The following is a 19,733-nucleotide window of genomic DNA, read 5'->3' on the forward strand; positions in this document are numbered from 1 at the left end:
ACCAACTGAGCTTTGGGTGAATTAGTTTGACCAAAGCTCAGTAAAGTTACTGATATTATAAAAGCATACCAGACACGAAAGCCATATAAGTAGACCAAGGCTTATTTATATTCAGTTTTATTTTATAGCTATGTAGCAAAGCAAGGCGGTAAAGCACAACTCAGAGGTAGAGTCGCGCATAAAAGTTATAGTTTTTCTATTAGTGCTTTAAGAGTTGGTCGTTGGCTCATATCTGCATTCATACATTGTTGAGCAAGTTTTCTTAGCTGTGTTGCATCGCTCGTAACTTCAGAACACACGCTCAGTAAATCATCAATTAAGCAGCCAATCGCTCTGACTTCAATACGCTGCATTTGTTGGCGCTGATAGTCGGTCAGAGAGTCTAAGTTAGTTGCTGCGCCAAAGTCACCAAACAATACTGTGTATTCATCGTTTATCATGGTGTTGTGCGCATATACATCGCCATGACTTACGTTGTTGATATGTAAGTGGGCAAGGGTGCTGACCATTTGCTTAGCTATGTGTTTAATGGCGTGAGCAGTAAACTGTGTATGCTCAAAAAAGGTATCGCGGGTGCAAGTATCAAGTGACGGCGGTAAGCCGAGGTTTTGATAGTCCTTGCTGATAAGCTCCATAACCAGACCAAGTTGCTCTGGGTTATCGATATAGGCGAGAACGTTTATTAGGTTTTTATGTTCGCCCGCTTGCAAGCAACAGTTTACTTCATCAAGTGGATAGCCATCACTGGTGATCGCGCCTTTAAACAGTTTTAACGCCACATTATTGTGCTGCCACTGTGCTAAGTGAATAATCCCAGACGCACCTTCACCAATTTTTTCAACAAGTGAAAACTCGTTTAGTTGTATGGCTGCTAATTGAACTTGTTGTAAACTTTGTGCTTTATTAAAGTCATTGCCTGCAAAAGCCAGCCAACTGAGTTTTGGTAATTCAAACAGCCAGTCATTAACATCAGTTAAGTTATTCGCAGATAAACGCACGAGTTCAAGCGCTTGGCACTGCTGCATGCTGTGTGGCAAAGTCGTTAGTCGATTACCAGCAAGGGCAAGTTTACGCAGTTGCGTAAGTTCACCAAAAGAGTCTGGCAATTGTTCAATATGGTTGTCAGTTAAAATTAACCATTGTGTCGAAAGCGGCAAACTATGCTCGGCAAATTCACTGATTTTATTGCCTTTAAATGCAATCATAATAAGGGAAGGGCATTTTGCCAATACAGCAGGAATATGCTGGAACTGATTGAATGATAAAAACACCCGCTTTAATTTAGTTAAACTAGCAAATTCGTCGGGCAAATCAGATAAGTTATTATTTGATAAATCGAGTACTTCGAGGGTATCTGCAAGGGTAAAAATTTCGTCTGGGAATGTGGTTAGCTCTTCAACTAGCTGTAAACGTTTAGTGCCAGCTAATTTACCACTACGAAGCTGTTCAACGGTATTCAAAATACAAATCCATTTATTTAGGGGTTTAACAATAAGAAAATAAAAAGGCCAATCAAGTTGGCCTTAGTCATAATTTTAGTCAATAAAATTAAAATTGTGCGTTGTGATACACGTTTTGTACGTCGTCACAATCTTCAAGCATCGCTAAAAAGCGTTCCATTACTTCTACGTCTTCGCCTGCAATTGGTGCTTCAACTTGCGGCACAAAAGAGATCAAATCTTCATCAAACTCAGTAACGCCCATTTCTTCAAGTGCGGTACGGGTGTTGTTGTACTCAGTATGCGGAGCAAAAACAGTGACTTTGCCGGCTTCAACTTCTACGTCAGTAACATCAACGTCAGCCATCATTAGTGCTTCAAGCACGGCTTCGTCATCATCGCCATCAAATACAAAAATAGCCAAATGATCAAATAGGTGAGATACCGAGTTTTGTGCACCAATTTTAGCGTTTGCTTTAGTAAAACATACACGTACATCAGCAAAGGTACGTTTGTTGTTGTCAGTTAAGCAATCAACAATGATCATGCAGTTACCAGGGCCATAGCCTTCGTAACGAGTTGCTGAGTAGTCTTCACCGCCGCCGCCTTTGGCTTTATCAATTGCGCGGTCAATTACGTGTGCTGGTACTTGATCTTTTTTAGCGCGTTCAATTAAACGACGTAGCGATAGGTTGCCATCGGGATCAATACCACCATTTTTTGCGCAAATATAAATTTCTTTACCGTACTTTGAGTAAACTTTAGTTTTAGCACCCGCAGTCTTAGCCATTGAATCTTTTTTGTTTTGGTAAGCTCTTCCCATCTGCGTTTCGCCTTAAATATGTTTTTAAAAGTATAAATTTTGTAGTGCCGTATTCTATACCCAACTCGCTTGGAAATACAGAATTCAGTGGGAATTAAAGTTGCTTTGAGTGAGCAAGCAGCACAAAAAATATAACCCGCAGTTGCGGGTTATATTTTCAATCGAAATGTATCGGGTTATTACCAAATACGTACGCGTTGATCTTCTGGTAAATACAAGGCATCACCCGGTTGTACATTGAATGCTTTGTACCAAGCATCGTGGTTACGTGGTGCTTGTGCTCTAAAGCGACCGGGTGCATGTGTGCCACCACGAAGCTGGTTTAACATGCTTTGCTCAGTGCGTTTTTCTTTCCATACTTGTGCCCAGGCTAGGAAGAACCGTTGATCGCCCGTAAGGCCGTCAATAATAGGCGCTTCTTTACCGTTTAGGCTGAGTTTGTAAGCGTGATAAGCCATTGCTAACCCACCCACGTCACCGATGTTTTCACCTAAGCTATTACGACCATTAACGAAGTTACCAGGGATTGGCTCGTATTGACTGTATTGTGCAGCAAGTTGGTCGGCTTTGGCATCAAATGCAGCACGATCGGCATCTGTCCACCAGTTACGTTGTACGCCGTTAGCATCTGATTTAGAGCCTTGATCGTCAAAACCATGGCCCATTTCATGACCAATCACGGCACCAATGCCACCATAGTTTACTGCCGGATCGGCATTAGGATCGAAAAATGGTGGTTGTAGAATTGCTGCAGGGAATACAATTTCGTTAAACGAACTGTTGTAGTATGCGTTAACACGTTGTGGTGTCATGCCCCAGCGGTTACGGTCGGTTTTTTGCAATTCTTTTGCAGCGCTTTCAGCTCGGAAAAACTCGCGGGTATTTTTGATGTTGCCCATCAAATCATTGCTACTTATGCTTAAACCATCAAATGATTGCCATACATCGGGATAGCCAATTTTAGGCACAAACGCAGCGAGTTTAGCGCGGGCATTTACTTTCGTTTCTGCGCCCATCCAGTCTAGGTTGTCAATACGTTCGCCCAGAGCCGTTCGCAGGTTTTCTACCAATGCTGACATTTGTTGTTTTGATGATTCAGGGAAGTAGCGTGCTACATACACTTTACCAATGGCAAAACCTAATGAATCAGTGCTCGACATTTGGCTGATAGCGCGTTTCCAGCGTGGGCGTGGCTCTTGCTGGCCATTTAGCTCTTTTCCGTAAAATGCGAAGTTAGTATTGAATACATCTTCAGACAGTAGCTCTGCATTAGAGCTTAGTGCGTGATAGGTTAAGTAATCTTTCCATACAGTAACATCTTCTTGATTGATCAATGCAATCATTGCTTTGATCGGCTCTGGTTGCGATACATTTAACTGTGGTACTTGGTATCCTGTTTGTTCAAAATACAGATCCCAATTAAAATCAGGGTAGCTAGAGCTCAGCTCGCTGCGTTCGATTTGATTTAGGGTAAGGTCGCGGTTACGACGTTTTTCTCGTGGCCAGTGGCCTTGTGCTATTTTGGTTTCAAGGGCTAAAATTGCCTCAGCACGTTCAGTTGTATTGTCAACACCTGCAAATTTAAGCATGTCGGCGATATGGGCTACATAAGCAGTACGAGTTTTAACAAAACGTTCAGAATCTTCAAGGTAGTAAGAACGATCTGGTAAACCTAAGCCGCCAGCGCCTAATGACATTTCATATTTATTTGGGTCTAAGCGGTTAAACCACATGCCACCACCAATAGGCGAGTTAACGCCCGTTAACCACGATTGGCCAAATAATTTGGTTAGATCATCGGTTGATGAAACGTTACTAATTTCCGTTAGTAGTGGTTTAATTGGCGACACACCAAGCTTATTAAGGGTATCGGTATCCATATACGCGTTATAGAAATCGGCAACTAACTTTTCTTCAGTATTTAAATCTTTACGGGCTGCGATCTCTTCAATAATTGCCTTAACACGCTCTTCGCTACGTTCTGCCAATCCTGCAAATGCACCGTAGCGAGTTTTATCGGCAGGCATAACGTAGTTGTCATACCATGTGCCACTGGCGTACATGAAAAAGTCATCACCTGGTTTTATGGCTTCATTGCGGGCTGTTAAATCTACCCCAAAGCTACCTAATTCAGCTTTTGCTGTCTGGGTTTCGGTACTAGGCTGTTGCGCTTGTGTTGTTTTAGGCTCTGAACAGCCGGTCAGAAATGTGGCAGCAAGTGTTGCTGCAATAAGTGTTTTTTTCATTGGACTTCCCCTGAATGTAATTTAATTATTTTTATTGCACGTTTTCTAACTCAGATTGTTATTGATAACCTAAAAACAGACAAACTTTTGAGGTGAATTACTTCTCAGTTAGGTGAAACAACAAACTACGCGGCATACAGTGTGTATCCCGCGCCGAAGATGAATCTCCATGTTTATGCTGTTTTTTGTTGAAGTTCCCACATGCGCGCATATTCACCATTGAATTTAAGTAACTCATCATGTTTGCCTTGCTCGATCAACTGGCCCTCTTTGAGCACAATAATCGTATCTGCATCTGTTATTGTTGATAAGCGATGGGCAATAACTAAACTGGTATGATTAGAGGCTAGTGCAGACATGGCTTTTAATATTGCTTGCTCGGAATGAGAGTCTAGCGCTGATGTTGCTTCGTCAAAAATGATAATAGGGGAGCGTTTTAAAATGGCTCGGGCTATGGCAATGCGTTGTTTTTCACCGCCTGAAACTTTTAAACCTCGTTCACCAACGAGGGTTTGATCACCTTTATCTAAACTATCAATAAAGCTGCGTAAATGCGCCATATTGATAGCATTATCAATGTCTTGTGCTGTAGCATCTGGACGGCCATAAGCAATGTTGTCGCGAATGCTGGTATTAAATAACACAGTATCTTGTGGCACAATGGCAATCGCTTGTCGCAAGCTGTTGAGTGTGACGCTAGTAAGTTGTTGACCATCAATATGTATTTCACCGCTGTCAATATCATAAAAGCGATACAGTAAACGGGCTAGGGTGCTTTTTCCTGCACCGCTGGCGCCCACCACCGCGACTTTGCTGCCTGCTTTAATAGAAAAACTAAGCTGCTTAATGATAGGTCTTGATGGATGGTAGCCAAAGTTAACGTTTTTAAATTCTATATCAGCGTGTTGTATATTGAGCTGTTGTGCATTTGCTTTATCTGAAATGAGTGGTTTACGGGTTAATAGTCCGAGCATATTTTCAAGGTCGGTTAAAGCGCGGCGAATTTCTCGATAAACAAAGCCTAAAAAATTGAGCGGTAAAAATAATTGGATCATATAGGCGTTGATCATTACCAACTCACCAATAGAGAGTGTGCCTTTAACCACTTCAATACTAGCAAGCCACATTAAAGCGGTGATCGCTGCTGCTATGATCAAGGCTTGACCTGAATTAAGGGCAAGCAACGATAAGCGGTTTTTAAGCCGGGCTTGCTCCCAACTAGCTAAAAAGCCATCATATGTTTGTGCTTCATGCTTTTCATTATTAAAATATTTAACGGTTTCATAATTAAGTAAGCTGTCAATAGCACGGCTGTTACTATTATTATCGGCTTGGTTTGCTTCGCGAATAAAGCGGTTGCGCCACTGTGTTACAACAACCGTGAAGGTAATATATAAAGCCACTGCAAGCAGGGTAACTACGGCAAACCACGGCGAAAATAAAGTTGCAAAAATAATCGCAACTACGGCTATTTCAAATAAAGTTGGCACAATATTGAACATTAAAAAGCGCATTAAGAAGCTTAAGCCACTGGTGCCACGCTCTATATCACGGCTAATGCCGCCAGTTTGCCTATCAAGATGAAACGACAACTCAAGGCTGTGTAGGTGATTAAATACTTTTAGGCCAATATGGCGCATAGCATGTTCAGTTACACGACCAAACAACGCATCACGTACTTCACCAAAAAACACACTCGCAAAACGTAGTCCGCCATACAGTAACAGTAAAGCTATGGGTACGATGACTATATTTTGTAAACTTGGATCAACACTGTCGATTATTTCTTTCAGCGCCCATGGCATCAATAAAGTGGCACCTTTTGCGGCGATCAATGCCAGTGTTGCAAGTGTTACACGGCCTTTAAAAGCAACCAAGTAAGGCCACAAGGTGACAATGCTTTGCTTTAAATTCATCGCATCATGATGTTTTATTGCTTCTTGTTTACCCATTCCGCGCATATTTTCTCTAACTCTATTAAGTCTGCATTAAACTTTTTCTAGTAACCTAGAGTATAAACTTTAACAGTTTGTATCTAGGGCTATACTACTAACAGCACATAGTACAGTTTAGGCAGCTTAAGACAATGTTTTAGAGTGGTTAATTAAACTCAGTTTTTAACATAGAAGGGAAAGCAGATGAAAACTATCGGATACGCAGCACATCAAGCTAATACGCCATTAGAGCCATTTCATTTTGAAAGACGCGATTTGCGCGATGAAGATGTTGCGATTGAAATCTTATATTGCGGGGTGTGCCATTCAGATCTTCATACCGTAAATAATGATTGGGGTGGCACCAGTTACCCAATTTTACCAGGACATGAGATTGTAGGTCGTGTCACTGAGGTTGGCAGCAAAGTGACTAAATACAAAGTTGGCGATAATGTAGCAGTTGGTTGTATGGTTGATAGCTGCCTTGAGTGTGACCAATGCCACAAAGGCGAAGAGCAATTTTGTCGCGAAGGCATGGTCGGAACTTATTCAGGAAAAGATCGTATCACTGGTGAATCAACCAAAGGTGGCTACGCCAAACACATTGTAGTGCGCGAAGAGTTTGTTTTAAACGTTCCAGAATCACTTGATCTTGCTAAGTGTGCGCCAATTTTATGCGCGGGTATTACCACGTATTCGCCGCTACGTACTTTTAATGTCGGGCCTGGTAGCCGAGTTGGCGTTATTGGCTTAGGTGGGTTAGGTCATATGGCAATTAAAATCGCTGCGGCAATGGGTGCCCATGTGACAGCTATTAGTCGATCAGATGATAAAAAACAGCAAGCGTTGGAATATGGCGCTGAAGGTTTACTGGTATCTAAAGACGAACAAGCCATGAAAGCATACGCTAATCAGTTTGATGTGATCATTAATACTATTCCAGTTAAGCATGACTTTACCCCTTATATGCCCCTATTAGATATTGATGGTACTCAAGTATTAGTCGGACAAGTGGGTGAGATGGCTGAATCAAACTCGGTGCCATTATTATTGGGGCGTCGCCGCGTGGCTGGCTCTTTGATTGGTGGTATTGCACAAACTCAAGAAATTCTTAATTTCTGTGCGCTGCATAATATTTTACCGGAAGTAGAGATGATCAATATGGCAGACATTAATCAGGCTTTTGAACGCTTAAAAGAAGGTGACTTGTCTCATCGTTATGTCATTGACATGTCCTCACTTGAAGTCGCTTAATTATCGACTGTGATTTTTGGCCGTAAGTAGTTTTACTTGCGGTTTTTTTTGTTCAATTGCAAATTAGCTATTGAAATAGGGCAATTACTCCCCATTAATAATACCAGCTTACTATTTAGATAATAAAATGATCCGTTTCCGCTTAGTCCTTACTGTATTACTGCTGTTTACTGCACTTTTTAGTGTGCAGGCTAATGCTGTGAGCAACGCTGAGGCTAATGTGAGCCAGCCTACCGCTTTTTTTCAGTCGGCGATGTTATCTGATTTGAGTGCTTTAGAGGTGAAGATATTTGATACTTCAGTATCAGATATCACCCCTTTTACCAAGAAGGTACCAATTGCGGCGGCTGATCAACAAACAGAAGGCGCGGGGTTTGAGTCTTTACAGCCACGCTTTTCAGCGAGTAATTCATCGCTATTTCTGTATCAAAGCCAAGTTGAGCCAAGTTATGTGGCAATATTTGAGTTTTTTGTACCTAGCCTTGCGCGCCAACTTTACTTACAACCCCTTGAACCGCCAATAACATTACCTTGGTTTGTAGCCTACGAAGGTAAAAAATCACGAATTAGTGGTTGGAAAGACGCCAACTTACAATACCGTGCAGTACTTACTTACTACAGTTAACTCTTCCTACTAATTTTTTCGATGTTTTAGTCATTCAACTAAAGCAAATAAATTACTGCGCCTATGAGGCGAGAAACCGATGCTTGCATTGGTTTAAAGGAAGCAATATGTTAAAAAATTCATCAAAAAAACCGCTGCTACAGCGTTTTAAAATAAGCTATATGGCGATGTTTTTGGCGCTGGTATTATTAGCGATCAGTGCCTTACCAAATTTATATCCAGCAAAATCGTGGCTGCATCTGAGTACAACGCAGAGCCAGCAACATCCACAGCAGTTACTAGCGAATACTCCTTCGCAAAAGTCTGTTATTGATTTTTTAAATCAACATGGGTTTCTGGTTGAGCAATCAATTCAAGTGGCGCAAAACAGCCTTTCATTAAATGTGTTACTACAAGAGCCAACCAAAAGTGCCGCAGCGCAACAAGCGTTAAAAAGTGAATTTAAGCCGTTGAATGCAAAAATAGTCACGCATCAAACAAGTCCCGATTGGTTACAAAGCTTAGGATTAGCACCTATAAAATTAGGTCTTGATCTTAATGGTGGTGTGTTATTTGTATTAGATGTTGATTTAGTGAAAGCGCAACAAGAGCAACTTGATAGTGCGTATGAACAAACTAAAACAATTATTCGTGATGAAAAAGCCAGAGGTGTTCGTGTACAAAAAAATGCCCATGGTTTTGAATTACACGCGTTGCCTGCTGCTAAAAGTGACTTAGCCGCAGTACAGGCGAATGTTCTAAAGCGTTTTGAGCGTTTAATGGCAACTGCGCATTCACAGGGGAATCTAACAACGGTTGCATTTAGTTTTAGTGAACAAGGTAGTAATGCGTTTGATAAAGAAGTAATGAGTCAAACCTTAACCACTTTAAGAGGCCGTATTGAAGAATTAGGCATTACTGAAGCAGTTACCCAGCGCCAAGGTAAACAACGTATTCGTATTGAGTTACCCGGTGTACAAGATCCAAGTGAAGCAAAACGTATTATAGGTGCAACAGCATCGCTTGATTTTTATCAGCTTAAAGAAATCGGCGGAAAAACCTTTAACCTGCAAAATGGTGGCTCGATCAATTTAGACCCAATTGCTATTTTTTCAGGACAGCACATCAATAATGCCCATGCAGGGCGCGATGAATGGGGCAAGCCGCTAGTGCAGCTTAGCCTTGACAGCCAAGGTGGCGAGGCGATGTCGGCATTTTCCAAACGTAATATCGGTAAACCAATGGCAACGGTGTATTCTGAATATTATAAAAATGTCAAAGGTGAAGTAGTTAAAAAAAGTGAAGTGATTAATGTTGCCAATATAGCTCAACATTTGAGTAGCCAATTTAGTATTACTAATATGCAAAGCCCACAAGCGGCGCAGGATTTAGCATTGCTATTACGTGCAGGTTCATTAACTGCGCCGGTGACAATCGTACAAGAACAAACCATTGGGCCAAGCTTGGGCGCAGATAACATACATAATGGGCTCGCGGCCTTAATGTTGGGAATGGGTATTACATTAGCCTTTATGGCGCTGTGGTATCGCCGTTTAGGGCTGGTGGCAAATATTGCCTTATTATTGAATTTAACAGCTTTAGTAGGATTAATGTCACTGCTGCCTGGTGTGGTGCTAACTTTACCGGGCATAGCCGGGCTGGTACTGACAATCGGTATGGCTGTTGATACTAATGTTATTATTTTTGAGCGGATCAAAGAAGAGCGCCGTAAAGGCCGAGCACCATATCAAGCGATAGAGCAGGGCTACCAACAAGCATTTGCGACAATTTTTGATGCTAATATTACCACTATGATCACGGCAATTATTTTATATGGTATTGGCTATGGACCAATCAAAGGCTTTGCAATTACGCTGGCGTTAGGGCTAATAACTAGCGTATTTACCGGGGTGTATGTTTCTAAGGCGTTGAGTCAGACTTTGTATTTAAAATTGGCAAATAAGCGAGGAGCTCGCGCATGAGCAATTCAAATGAAAAAATGAGCACCACAACCCGCTTACGTTTATCGGGGTTGGTTTTATCTATCCTACTAGTGCTGCTCTCTGTAATAGGGGTTGCTACAAAAGGATTGAATTTCGGCCTTGATTTTACTGGTGGCTATTTAACGGAGTTTACCACTGCAGTGCCAATTAGTGAGGCTGAGCTGGCGAAAAAAATTAGTTATTATCACCATGATGACTTTGCCTTAAGCGCTCAATCTAGCCAGCACTTTCAGTTAAGAGAGGCAGAGCAAGCCAGTACATCGCCTTGGTTAGCAACGCTTACGCAAGATGAGACATTGGGTGCTGAAGTGTTGTCATCTTCTTACTTAGGCTCTCAAGTTGGCGATGAATTATTTGAACAAGGCTGTTTGGCATTATTTGCGGCAATGGTTGCCGTGATGGTTTATTTAGCGCTACGCTTTGAGTGGCGTTTAGCGTTGGGATCGGTTGTGGCTTTAATGCATGACGTGGTGGTGGTAGTTGGTTTATTTGCATGGTTACAGCTTGATTTTAACTTAACCGTGTTAGCGAGTTTACTGGCAATCATTGGTTATTCATTAAATGATTCAATTATTGTCGGGGACAGGGTACGCGAGCTACTGCGCTTAGATTCCACAACACAACAAGCTAGCGTGAATACGGTGATCAATGAATCAATTAAGAGCACTTTGACCCGTACTTTGATCACCTCAGGCACTACTCTTGCAACAGTGGCGAGTGTGTGGTTATTGGCTGGTGCGCCGTTACAGGGGTTTTCTATCGCACTATTTGTAGGAATTGTTGTGGGAACATTATCGTCAATTTGTATTGCTGCAACGTTACCACAGTTACTTGGTTTAAGGCATGAAAACTATCAAGTTAAGGTCGATGAGCAAAGCCAAGCGTTGATGGATATGCCGTAACTGACTTTATCAACGAAAAACAAAAATGCCGCGATATACGCGGCATTGTTATTCTTTAAGTTAATTTGTTAACTTAAATTAATTGTCACAACATCAGCTGTTTCATCATCGTTAAGTACAGGTTGTTTTGGTATGTCTGGTTTATCAAGCGCAATATCGCCGCCATCAATTACTTCACCGGTTTTTAAGTTGGTGAAATCAAATAACTCATTATCTGCTAGATGCGAAGGCACAACATTTTGCATTGCAGTAAAAATACTCTCAATACGACCAGGGTGCTCAATATCCCACTGTGCAAGCATCGCTTTGGTATGTTTGCGTTGCAGATTTTCTTGTGAGCCACACAGATTACATGGAATGATAGGGTATGCTTGGCTGATAGCATATTGTTCAATATCTGTTTCTTTACAGTAGGCTAATGGACGAATTACCATGTGCTCGCCGTTATCGCTCATTAATTTAGCTGGCATGCTTTTCAGTTTGCCACCATAAAACATATTTAAGAATAGGGTTTCGATCATATCGTCGCGATGATGACCTAAGGCGATTTTAGTGGCCCCCATTTCATTTGCGGTACGATATAAAATGCCGCGACGTAAGCGTGAGCATAGCGAACAGGTTGTTTTACCTTCAGGAATAATATCAGTCACTATACTGTAGGTGTCTTCTTCAACAATTTTGTATTCAATATTCTGAGTGTCTAAATATGCTGGCAATACATGTTCAGGAAAGCCTGGTTGCTTTTGGTCAAGATTAACAACAAACAAATCAAATTTAATAGGTGCAACACGCTGTAAATGCTGCAGCATGTCAAGTAGAGTATAACTGTCTTTTCCACCAGAGAGGCACACCATGATACGGTCGCCTTCTTCAATCATATTGAAGTCCATCACCGCTTGACCGGTTTGACGACGTAAGCGTTTTTGTAACTTAGATAAGCTATGTTGAGCTTTGGCTTGAACAGAATGCGACATTACGCCCCCTTTAGAACTATGGGTAAAATAAAGGGGCGTATTATATGCCTAAAGTTTCAATCAACAAAATTTATTTAATCTTTTGCCAGCGGGCTCACATAGCCGTCGGGTTTTAAGGCTAATACGTCACAATCAAGGCTGTCAATGACATGCTCTGCGGTGTTACCTACTAAGGCTGCACTTAATCCAGTGCGGCCAACCGTACCAATCACCACTAATTCACTATTAAGGCGCTTTGCTACATCAGGGATCACGTCCTCTGGTAAACCTTCTTCTATGACACAGTTTTGCTGGGCGATTTGATGACTAGCTGCTAACTCATGGGTCGATTCTATATGGTGTTTTTTTACCGATTCGTTATAAATACTGGGGTTAAACTCAGGGATTTCAATTGCAATGTTTACCGGTGTCGCAGGATAGGCGTTAACGATACTAAGGCTTGCGTTAGCCAGTTCACATAAAAACTGCGCATCTTGAATAATACGATGGTTTAAATCAAGGTGCTGTTGGTTTTCACTTACAGCGTTAACAGCAGCTAAAATATTACCCTGCGAAGGCCAAGCGTGTTCTTTTACCAATAATACCGGGGCTGGGCATTTACGAATTAAATGCCAATCGGTTGGAGTAAAAATTACTGACTTAAGTGTATCGTGCTGGTGAGTTCCTTTTACAACCAAATCAAACTGTTGGTCTATTACCGTATCGATGATCGCTTCATAAGTGCGATTATGCCAAACCACTTGACTGTTAATATCGACGTCTGGGTAGTGTTGCAAAATTTCATCCAGCCATAACTGACGGTCTTTAACGACGGCATTGCGCATTGCCTCGCGCTCATCGCCAGAGAGCATGGTCGTCATCTCATAGGAAAAATCATAAATGCTCATAAAGGCGGTGATACTGGCCCCGGACTTTTTGGCTAATTCGATAGAGCGAGATAAACCATGCTGAGACTCAGCGGTTGGATCAATAATGGCGAGTATTTGTTTGATGGTGTTCATAAGCTGCTCCTTTAACTACTTTATAGCTAGAGTGTAACGTATAACGTGAGTAGTTAAAGTAACAGCTAACAACTTGTTGCGCTAGATCAAGTTTATTTTGGGTGAATTGCTGCAGCTGCGGATAACCCATCACTATCTAGAATAGTGATAAATTTACCTTCCACTTTTATTAAAGCAGCTTTTTGAAAACGACTCAGTAAACGACTAATCGTTTCAACGGTTAAACCAAGGTAATTACCAATTTCACCCCGGGTCATGGTAAAGCGAAACTCTTTACGAGAAAACCCGCGTTCGCCAAAGCGATTTGACAAGTTGTAGATAAAACTAGCTAAGCGCTCTTCGGCTGATTTTTTATTCAGTGACAAAAACATTTCTTGGTCGTAGTTAATTTCACTGCTCATCAGGCGCATAATCTGCTGGCGTAGTTTTGGTAATTTACCCGCTAGATCATCAAGTGTTTCAAATGGAATTTCGCATACCATTGAGGTTTCGAGCGCTTGAGAAAAGCTTTGGTGTGCCATTTTATTTATTGCATCAAAGCCGATTAAATCTCCTGCGAGGTGAAAGCCAGTAATTTGCTCGTCACCTTGCTCTGAAAGGGTGTAGGACTTAAATGAACCAGAACGAACAGCAAAAATAGCGTTCAGTGGCGCTCCTGATTCAAAAAGAAAATCCCCTTTGTGTAATGGTTTTTTACGCTCAATGATTTCATCAAGTTTATCCATTTCTTGCCCATTGAGGGTAAAAGGCAAGCACAGTTGACTTATGCTGCAGTCATTGCAGCTGATTGTGCAATTATTTTTGGCTTTGTTTTGATATAAATCCATTAGTTCAGTCCATTAAATGTTGTCACATTAATTTGTTAAGATTAATGCAGCAGCTTGTCAGTTGCAATGATAAGTAAATAAATCCCGTACCAAATAAGTACACTGCCCAGTGCTATTCGTGCCCATGGGTGATTTAATACTTTATGTAATACTTGTGCGCCCATGCCGATACTTAACATCGCGGGAAACGTACCAAGCGCGAAAAATAGCATGACTAGAGCGCCATCAAGGGCTGTGTTGCTGGTCATCGCCCAGGTTAGCGCTGAATAAACTAAACCACAGGGTAACCAACCCCATAATGCGCCATAAGCCATTGCTTTAGGTAATGAGTTGATTGGCATTATAAAACGATTTAGTTTTACCAAGTGCTGCCACACCAAGGTTTTCCCTAGCGATTCCAGCCATTGTAAGCTTGCGCCTAACCGCATGATATACAAGCCAACCAAAATCATAAACAGGCCACTTAAAAACGCTAAAATTAACGCGAACCAATGACTTTGGGTGGCAAAATGGCTGCTGATCCCAGCAACGAGCGCCCCTGCGAGCATATAACTGCCGGCACGACCGATGTTATACGCAATGGAGTACTGCAATGGTCGGGTTTTATCTGTGGCTAATTGTAAGGAGCTGGCAATACCACCACACATTGCTATGCAATGTCCGCTGCCAATAAGGCCCATGATAAAAGCGCTGACAAATAAGGGGTCAATCATTACTTTTTTTGTGCTGCTCTTTATCATCTTCAAACAAAATGCTATGGCCTTGTTTGTTTAAATCTGAAAATTGTTCACCGCGAACGGCCCAAAAAAACACTCCAATCGCGATCAGTACAAATAAAATAGCAATTGGAACTAGAATATAAATTATACTCATAATTTTAATAACCTTAGTGAGTTACTGATCACAATGATGGAACTGGCAGACATCCCAATCACAGCCATCCAAGGTGCAACTAGGCCTAATGCCGCAAGCGGTAAGATTGAACCATTATAGAGCAATGAAAGCGCTAAATTTTGCTTTATTATTCGGCGTGTTTTTTTCGATACCGTCAATAAATGCTCTATAGCGGCTAAATCACTATTGAGTAATACCACATCGGCGGTGTTTTTGGAAATATCAGCGCCGGTTTCCATTGCGATAGATAAATGCGCGCTATTAAACACTGGACTGTCGTTGACACCATCTCCTACCATGGCAACAATTTCACCTTGGCTTGACCACAGCTTCACTTCGCTTTGTTTATCCTCTGGTAGACAGCCTACTTTAAAGCTATCAAGTTTGAGCTTCTTAGCAATTTGTTGCCCTGCATTTGAGGCGTCCCCAGTTAGCATGTGGCAGGTTAAGCCTTGCTGTTGTAAAGAGGTAATTAAGTTTGCAGCATTACTTTTTACTTCATCTACAAAGTAAAAATTAGCAACCGGTTGTTGATCAATGTAGAACGTTGCTTGAGCATTACTTTTTTTACTGTTGAACCAACCACTTTTACCAATTGCATAGTTATGATTGTCATCTTCACCGGTGATGCCACAGCCAGGATGAATTTTAATATTCGTTAAGTCGCGCTGTGTGGGTGTGAACTCATTAAATGCAGTCGCAATAGGGTGTTCGGAGTAACTTTCAAGTTGTGCTGCAAGAGCCAAAATCTGTTTTTTAGATAAATAATTTGCTAATAAGTCCACAGCATCTAGGCTAAAACGCCCCTGTGTTAACGTGCCTGTTTTATCAAAAGCAACGCGCGTTAATTGTGGTAGTGTTTCTAGCACATGAGACTGCTTAATGAGTATTCCTTTGCGGGTTAAGGTAGCCACCGCGCAGGTTAAGGCGGTTGGAATTGCTAAACTTAGCGCACATGGGCAAGTTGCAACAAGGACCGCAATGGTGATCCAAAAGGCATGTTCAGGGTCAACTTGATACCAGCCGATGGCGGTAAGTGAGGCAAATACCAGCAAGCAGGCAACAAACCACTGTGCCACTTTGTCGGTGATTTCCACCAGTTTAGGACGGGTGGCAAGCGCACTGTGCTGCAATTTAATTATTTGGTTTAAAAGAGTATTTTGACCAATTTTATTGATAAGAATTTCAATTACACCATCATGATTCACGGTACCGGCAAAAACTTGATGATCAATGTACTTACTAACTGGTAAATGCTCACCTGTCATCATTGCTTCATCAACGGTGGTGCTGCCAGAGCAAATAACACCATCTGCAGGAATTGTTTCTCCGGCTTTAATTAAGACTCGGTCACCGAGTTTTAATTTTTTAGCTGCAATAATATGTTCGTGGCCGTTTTCATCCAAAGTACGGGCTGTAAGTGGTAATAACTTTTGTAAGTTAGCAGTAAACTCACTGGCTTTCAGTCGAGCCCTAAACTCTAAATATTTACCTAGCAATAATAAGAAGGTGAACATACAAATTGATTCAAAATACACTTCGCCCACGGCCATCACTGTGGCGTAACTACTTGCGCCATATGCGCCAAAAATAGCCAGGGATACAGGAAGATCCATGTTTAACTGCTTGGTTTTTAAGCCATTAATTGCATTGGTTAAAAAGGGCATAGCACTGTATAAAATAACCGGTGAAGCGAGTATTAAGCTGATCCATCGAAAATACTGTTCAAAGCTTTCTTCCATGCCAGAAAACATGCCAAAGTACATGGCGAAAGCAAACATCATCACTTGCATTGTCATTAAGCCTGCTACGCCGAGCCTGCGAATGTACGATTTGGCAACTAGCTGCTTTTGACTTGCTTCAATATCGACTTGAAACGGGTAGGCCTTGTAGCCAATTTCTAATAACGATTTGATAATGTCGCTTAGTGGTGTCTGATCTTTATGCCATTGGATCATCGCACGGTTTGTTGATGTATTTACGTCAACGCGTTTGATTGCGGGTATATTTAACAGCTGCCTTTCAATCAACCATGCACAGGCGGCACAAGTGATCCCTTCAACGGTCAATAACACTTCACTGATGTCGTTGGTTTGAGAAATAAACTCGTCTTGAATATCTGGATTATCGTAACTGCTAATAAATGCTAATTGCTCTGGTACTAGCTGTTCGACTTTACCAGCGCGTACGGTTCTGAATTTATAATAATCTGTCATACCTTGAGCAACAATTGTCTCGGCAACGGTTTGACAGCCAATGCAACACATCGGTTGTGCGCTTGCGTCTATAACAACAGTCGCGCTAAAACCAGATGGTACACTTTCAAGGCAATGAAAGCAGTTATTAGACATGATAGCTTTACTACTTATATTCAGGACTTATGGTAATACTTTGCTTACTTGGCAAAGTGATGTTTTCTTTTAACTTCCAACTACCGTCTATTGGCTCAATAAATACAGTATAAGTACCATCACTATATGGATCAATAATTGCTGTAAATTCACCATTTGCATTAGGGGTTAAATGAGTACTAAAATCATGGGCCTGGATTGTACGGTGGTAAAACGATAGCTTTAAAGAATGGATATTACTGGTATCCCCTTTATTGAATTTAAAGCTTACTTTGTCTGTTTCGACGTTTAATTCCCCATGTAAATATAACGCTTTGGCTTTATCAAATTTGCTCAATTCTAAATTAATTGCTTTGCCTTTTTTATAGTAATCATCAACCACCATATCAGGGCCATTGCCGATCGCAGTTATAAAGAGGGAAATACAGCCAATGATGGCAACTAGCGGAAAAAAGATTAAAAACCACGGCCAGAAATTTTTATACCAAGGAGTAGAGGTCATAAATACACTTAATTTGTTTTGCGATAAGGGCATTTTATAGGATTTAAATTGAAAAGACTAAAAAAAAGCCTCCAGATGGAGGCTTTTTTGATCTTAATTAATCTATTGAATTAAAACATTAAAATATAAACAACCCATTAACATTTTAATTATTTATCTTGCGATAAACTATAAACGTATGCAGTTAATAGGTGGATTTTTTCTTCACCTAAAATATCTTTCCATGCAGGCATAACACCGGCACGGCCGTTATTAAGTGTTTCTTCAACAGCACGTTGAGAACCACCATACAGCCAGATGTTATCAGTTAAGTTAGGTGCACCAAACGGTAAGTTATGTGCAACTGAACCTTTACCATCAGCACCATGACACGCGGCACACATTGCAAACTTAGCTGCGCCTGCTGCTGCATCTTTCTGGTTAACGGTACGACCTGATAAGCTTAGTACATGAGCAGTCATTTCTTTAACGCCTTGCTCACCCAATGCAGCACCCCAAGGTGGCATTGCAGCAATACGACCATATAAAAGTGTTTCTTTGATTTTATCTGGCGTGCCGCCATATAACCAATCTTTATCAGTTAGGTTAGGGAAGCCTTGACCACCACGAGCATCAGAACCATGACACTGTGAACAGTTTTGAGCAAATAAACGCTGACCAATTTCCAGTGCTTTTTCATCAGTAACAAGTGTTTCAATATCTTGCTGAGCATAAGCCGCAAAAATAGGACCAAAACGCTCATCTGCAGCGCGATATTCCGCATCAAGCTTTACAAATTCGCCATTCGCTTTAGCTTCTTCAACTGCTTTTTTAGATTCAGCTAAAGAGGTTATACCCTGGTTAGAACTGCTCCACTTAGCAATACCTTCCCAGTTACCTAGGCCAGGATATGCTGCTAAGTAATAAACTGACCATACAAATGTTGCAAAGAACATGTAAGTCCACCACTTAGGTAGTGGATTATTTAGTTCTTCAATACCATCAAATTCGTGCCCGCAGCTTTCACCTTCTTTTACACCAGTGTAGTTTGTTAAATTCCACACTAGTAATCCAAAAATGATAAATAAGCATGCAAGGGTTAATACAATAACCCATATACTCCAAAAGCTAGTCATTTCTCAGACCCCTTTTCCTCGTTAGAGATTGTATCATTATGTTTTTTCTCATCTTCAAAGATGACATTAGCGGCGTCTTTAAAACGTGTTTTACTACGCTTACTATATGCCCACACAACAATGACAATAAATAGTACTAAAATTACCAGAGTTAAAATGCCTCTGTATGTTCCGTAATCCATAATTAATTACTTCAAGTGCGTGCCAAGTTGTTGCAAGTAAGCAATGAGGGCTTGCATTTCTGTTGCACCCTTACCGTCATTCATAGCATCAACTTTAGCAACGTCAGCGATTAGTTCTTCATCACTACCATATCCTAAACCAGGGTGAGCTGGATTTTGTGGATTAATAGCAAATGTATCACGGAAAATTTTAAGCTTTTTCAGAGTAAGGCTAGTATCAACGCGATCCTCTGCTAACCAAGGAAAACCTGGCATGTTTGACTCAGGAACCACAGCACGTGGATTCACTAAGTGAGCATAATGCCAGTCATCCGAGTAACGTTTGCCCACACGTGCTAGGTCTGGACCAGTTCGTTTAGAACCCCATTGAAATGGGTGATCCCAAACTGACTCACCAGCAACCGAGTAGTGACCATAACGTTCAACTTCGTCACGGAAAGGGCGGATCATTTGTGAGTGACAGTTATAACAACCTTCACGTACATAGATATCACGGCCTTCCATTTCAAGCGCGTTTAGTGGGCGTAAACCATCGACTGGCTTTGTTGTATCATCTTGGAACATCAGTGGAGTTATCTCTACTAGTGCGCCGAAGCTGATAGCAAAAACAGTCAAGATAGCCATAAGGCCGATATTTTTTTCGACTATTTCATGTTTGTTTTGTGAATTATTATTGCTCATC

Annotated in this window: 18 protein-coding genes; 4 read left to right on the forward strand and 14 right to left on the reverse strand. The window is 41.3% G+C overall.

Going from position 1 to position 19,733, the window contains the following annotated elements; genetic code table 11:
- Positions 1–185 precede the first annotated feature (185 nt).
- The 4 genes from H5180_RS03145 to H5180_RS03160 form a co-directional block, all read right to left on the reverse strand.
- Positions 186–1,460 carry a leucine-rich repeat-containing protein kinase family protein gene (locus H5180_RS03145; RefSeq protein ID WP_182757656.1) on the reverse strand — a complete coding sequence of 425 codons (1,275 nt, stop codon included), beginning with the start codon at positions 1,458–1,460 and terminating at the stop codon, positions 186–188.
- An 88-nt stretch (positions 1,461–1,548) separates the two neighbouring features.
- Positions 1,549–2,262 carry a YebC/PmpR family DNA-binding transcriptional regulator gene (locus H5180_RS03150; RefSeq protein ID WP_145233481.1) on the reverse strand — a complete coding sequence of 238 codons (714 nt, stop codon included), beginning with the start codon at positions 2,260–2,262 and terminating at the stop codon, positions 1,549–1,551.
- Between the two features lie 179 nt (positions 2,263–2,441).
- Positions 2,442–4,508 (reverse strand): M13 family metallopeptidase, encoded by a 2,067-nt coding sequence (locus tag H5180_RS03155; RefSeq protein ID WP_182757657.1) that lies wholly within the window; start codon positions 4,506–4,508, stop codon positions 2,442–2,444.
- A gap of 173 nt (positions 4,509–4,681) precedes the next feature.
- Complete coding sequence (locus H5180_RS03160; RefSeq protein ID WP_145234073.1) at positions 4,682–6,424, reverse strand: ABC transporter ATP-binding protein/permease; 1,743 nt, start codon at positions 6,422–6,424, stop codon at positions 4,682–4,684.
- 222 nt (positions 6,425–6,646) lie between these two features.
- On the opposite strand from H5180_RS03160, the gene H5180_RS03165 reads away from it, so the two are divergent.
- From H5180_RS03165 to secF, 4 genes are all read left to right on the forward strand, one after another.
- Entirely contained in the window at positions 6,647–7,696 is a 1,050-nt protein-coding gene (locus tag H5180_RS03165; RefSeq protein WP_145233486.1) for an NAD(P)-dependent alcohol dehydrogenase, read from the forward strand.
- A gap of 127 nt (positions 7,697–7,823) precedes the next feature.
- Positions 7,824–8,321: a hypothetical protein gene (locus tag H5180_RS03170; RefSeq protein WP_182757658.1), complete on the forward strand. Its 498-nt coding sequence runs from the start codon at positions 7,824–7,826 to the stop codon at positions 8,319–8,321.
- A 107-nt stretch (positions 8,322–8,428) separates the two neighbouring features.
- Positions 8,429–10,282: a protein translocase subunit SecD gene (gene secD / locus H5180_RS03175; RefSeq protein WP_182757659.1), complete on the forward strand. Its 1,854-nt coding sequence runs from the start codon at positions 8,429–8,431 to the stop codon at positions 10,280–10,282.
- Positions 10,279–11,205 (forward strand): protein translocase subunit SecF, encoded by a 927-nt coding sequence (gene secF, locus H5180_RS03180; protein ID WP_182735216.1) that lies wholly within the window; start codon positions 10,279–10,281, stop codon positions 11,203–11,205. Before secD ends, secF begins: the two co-directional genes overlap by 4 nt.
- A gap of 68 nt (positions 11,206–11,273) precedes the next feature.
- On the opposite strand, the gene ttcA is transcribed toward secF, so the two are convergent.
- The 10 genes from ttcA to ccoO form a co-directional block, all read right to left on the reverse strand.
- The gene (gene ttcA, locus H5180_RS03185; RefSeq protein WP_145233494.1) at positions 11,274–12,179 is read right to left on the reverse strand and encodes a tRNA 2-thiocytidine(32) synthetase TtcA; all 906 of its coding nucleotides are present in this window, start codon (positions 12,177–12,179) and stop codon (positions 11,274–11,276) included.
- Between the two features lie 74 nt (positions 12,180–12,253).
- The gene (gene uspE / locus H5180_RS03190) at positions 12,254–13,180 is read right to left on the reverse strand and encodes a universal stress protein UspE (RefSeq protein ID WP_182731414.1); all 927 of its coding nucleotides are present in this window, start codon (positions 13,178–13,180) and stop codon (positions 12,254–12,256) included.
- Positions 13,181–13,272: 92 nt separating this feature from the next.
- Positions 13,273–14,007: an FNR family transcription factor gene (locus H5180_RS03195; RefSeq protein ID WP_145233499.1), complete on the reverse strand. Its 735-nt coding sequence runs from the start codon at positions 14,005–14,007 to the stop codon at positions 13,273–13,275.
- A gap of 41 nt (positions 14,008–14,048) precedes the next feature.
- On the reverse strand, positions 14,049–14,720 hold the full coding sequence (locus H5180_RS03200; RefSeq protein WP_182731415.1) for a sulfite exporter TauE/SafE family protein: 672 nt from the start codon (positions 14,718–14,720) through the stop codon (positions 14,049–14,051).
- A complete protein-coding gene (gene ccoS, locus H5180_RS03205) occupies positions 14,713–14,880 on the reverse strand; it encodes a cbb3-type cytochrome oxidase assembly protein CcoS (RefSeq protein WP_145233504.1) in 168 nt (55 codons plus the stop codon). Before ccoS ends, H5180_RS03200 begins: the two co-directional genes overlap by 8 nt.
- Positions 14,877–17,252 (reverse strand): heavy metal translocating P-type ATPase, encoded by a 2,376-nt coding sequence (locus H5180_RS03210; RefSeq protein WP_182757660.1) that lies wholly within the window; start codon positions 17,250–17,252, stop codon positions 14,877–14,879. Before H5180_RS03210 ends, ccoS begins: the two co-directional genes overlap by 4 nt.
- 10 nt (positions 17,253–17,262) lie before the next feature.
- On the reverse strand, positions 17,263–17,754 hold the full coding sequence (locus H5180_RS03215) for a FixH family protein (protein ID WP_145233509.1): 492 nt from the start codon (positions 17,752–17,754) through the stop codon (positions 17,263–17,265).
- Between the two features lie 149 nt (positions 17,755–17,903).
- Positions 17,904–18,869, reverse strand: a complete 966-nt coding sequence (gene ccoP, locus H5180_RS03220) for a cytochrome-c oxidase, cbb3-type subunit III (RefSeq protein WP_145233511.1) — start codon at positions 18,867–18,869, stop codon at positions 17,904–17,906.
- Positions 18,866–19,051 (reverse strand): cbb3-type cytochrome c oxidase subunit 3, encoded by a 186-nt coding sequence (locus H5180_RS03225; RefSeq protein ID WP_064667100.1) that lies wholly within the window; start codon positions 19,049–19,051, stop codon positions 18,866–18,868. Before H5180_RS03225 ends, ccoP begins: the two co-directional genes overlap by 4 nt.
- A gap of 6 nt (positions 19,052–19,057) precedes the next feature.
- Complete coding sequence (gene ccoO / locus H5180_RS03230; RefSeq protein WP_145234075.1) at positions 19,058–19,732, reverse strand: cytochrome-c oxidase, cbb3-type subunit II; 675 nt, start codon at positions 19,730–19,732, stop codon at positions 19,058–19,060.
- Position 19,733: the final 1 nt, after the last annotated feature.

Origin of the sequence: Pseudoalteromonas sp. SR41-4 (assembly GCF_014163985.1) — a bacterium.
GTDB lineage: Bacteria > Pseudomonadota > Gammaproteobacteria > Enterobacterales > Alteromonadaceae > Pseudoalteromonas > Pseudoalteromonas rhizosphaerae.

Coding starts and splice junctions, on each gene's coding strand:
- H5180_RS03150 (WP_145233481.1), bottom strand. CDS start 2,262: ATGGGAAGAGCTTACCAAAACAAAAAAGATTCAATGGCTAAGACTGCG.
- H5180_RS03155 (WP_182757657.1), bottom strand. CDS start 4,508: ATGAAAAAAACACTTATTGCAGCAACACTTGCTGCCACATTTCTGACC.
- H5180_RS03160 (WP_145234073.1), bottom strand. CDS start 6,424: ATGAATTTAAAGCAAAGCATTGTCACCTTGTGGCCTTACTTGGTTGCT.
- H5180_RS03165 (WP_145233486.1), top strand. CDS start 6,647: ATGAAAACTATCGGATACGCAGCACATCAAGCTAATACGCCATTAGAG.
- H5180_RS03170 (WP_182757658.1), top strand. CDS start 7,824: ATGATCCGTTTCCGCTTAGTCCTTACTGTATTACTGCTGTTTACTGCA.
- secD (WP_182757659.1), top strand. CDS start 8,429: ATGTTAAAAAATTCATCAAAAAAACCGCTGCTACAGCGTTTTAAAATA.
- secF (WP_182735216.1), top strand. CDS start 10,279: ATGAGCAATTCAAATGAAAAAATGAGCACCACAACCCGCTTACGTTTA.
- ttcA (WP_145233494.1), bottom strand. CDS start 12,179: ATGTCGCATTCTGTTCAAGCCAAAGCTCAACATAGCTTATCTAAGTTA.
- uspE (WP_182731414.1), bottom strand. CDS start 13,180: ATGAACACCATCAAACAAATACTCGCCATTATTGATCCAACCGCTGAG.
- H5180_RS03195 (WP_145233499.1), bottom strand. CDS start 14,007: ATGGATTTATATCAAAACAAAGCCAAAAATAATTGCACAATCAGCTGC.
- H5180_RS03200 (WP_182731415.1), bottom strand. CDS start 14,720: ATGATTGACCCCTTATTTGTCAGCGCTTTTATCATGGGCCTTATTGGC.
- ccoS (WP_145233504.1), bottom strand. CDS start 14,880: ATGAGTATAATTTATATTCTAGTTCCAATTGCTATTTTATTTGTACTG.
- H5180_RS03210 (WP_182757660.1), bottom strand. CDS start 17,252: ATGTCTAATAACTGCTTTCATTGCCTTGAAAGTGTACCATCTGGTTTT.
- H5180_RS03215 (WP_145233509.1), bottom strand. CDS start 17,754: ATGACCTCTACTCCTTGGTATAAAAATTTCTGGCCGTGGTTTTTAATC.
- ccoP (WP_145233511.1), bottom strand. CDS start 18,869: ATGACTAGCTTTTGGAGTATATGGGTTATTGTATTAACCCTTGCATGC.
- H5180_RS03225 (WP_064667100.1), bottom strand. CDS start 19,051: ATGGATTACGGAACATACAGAGGCATTTTAACTCTGGTAATTTTAGTA.
- ccoO (WP_145234075.1), bottom strand. CDS start 19,732: ATGAGCAATAATAATTCACAAAACAAACATGAAATAGTCGAAAAAAAT.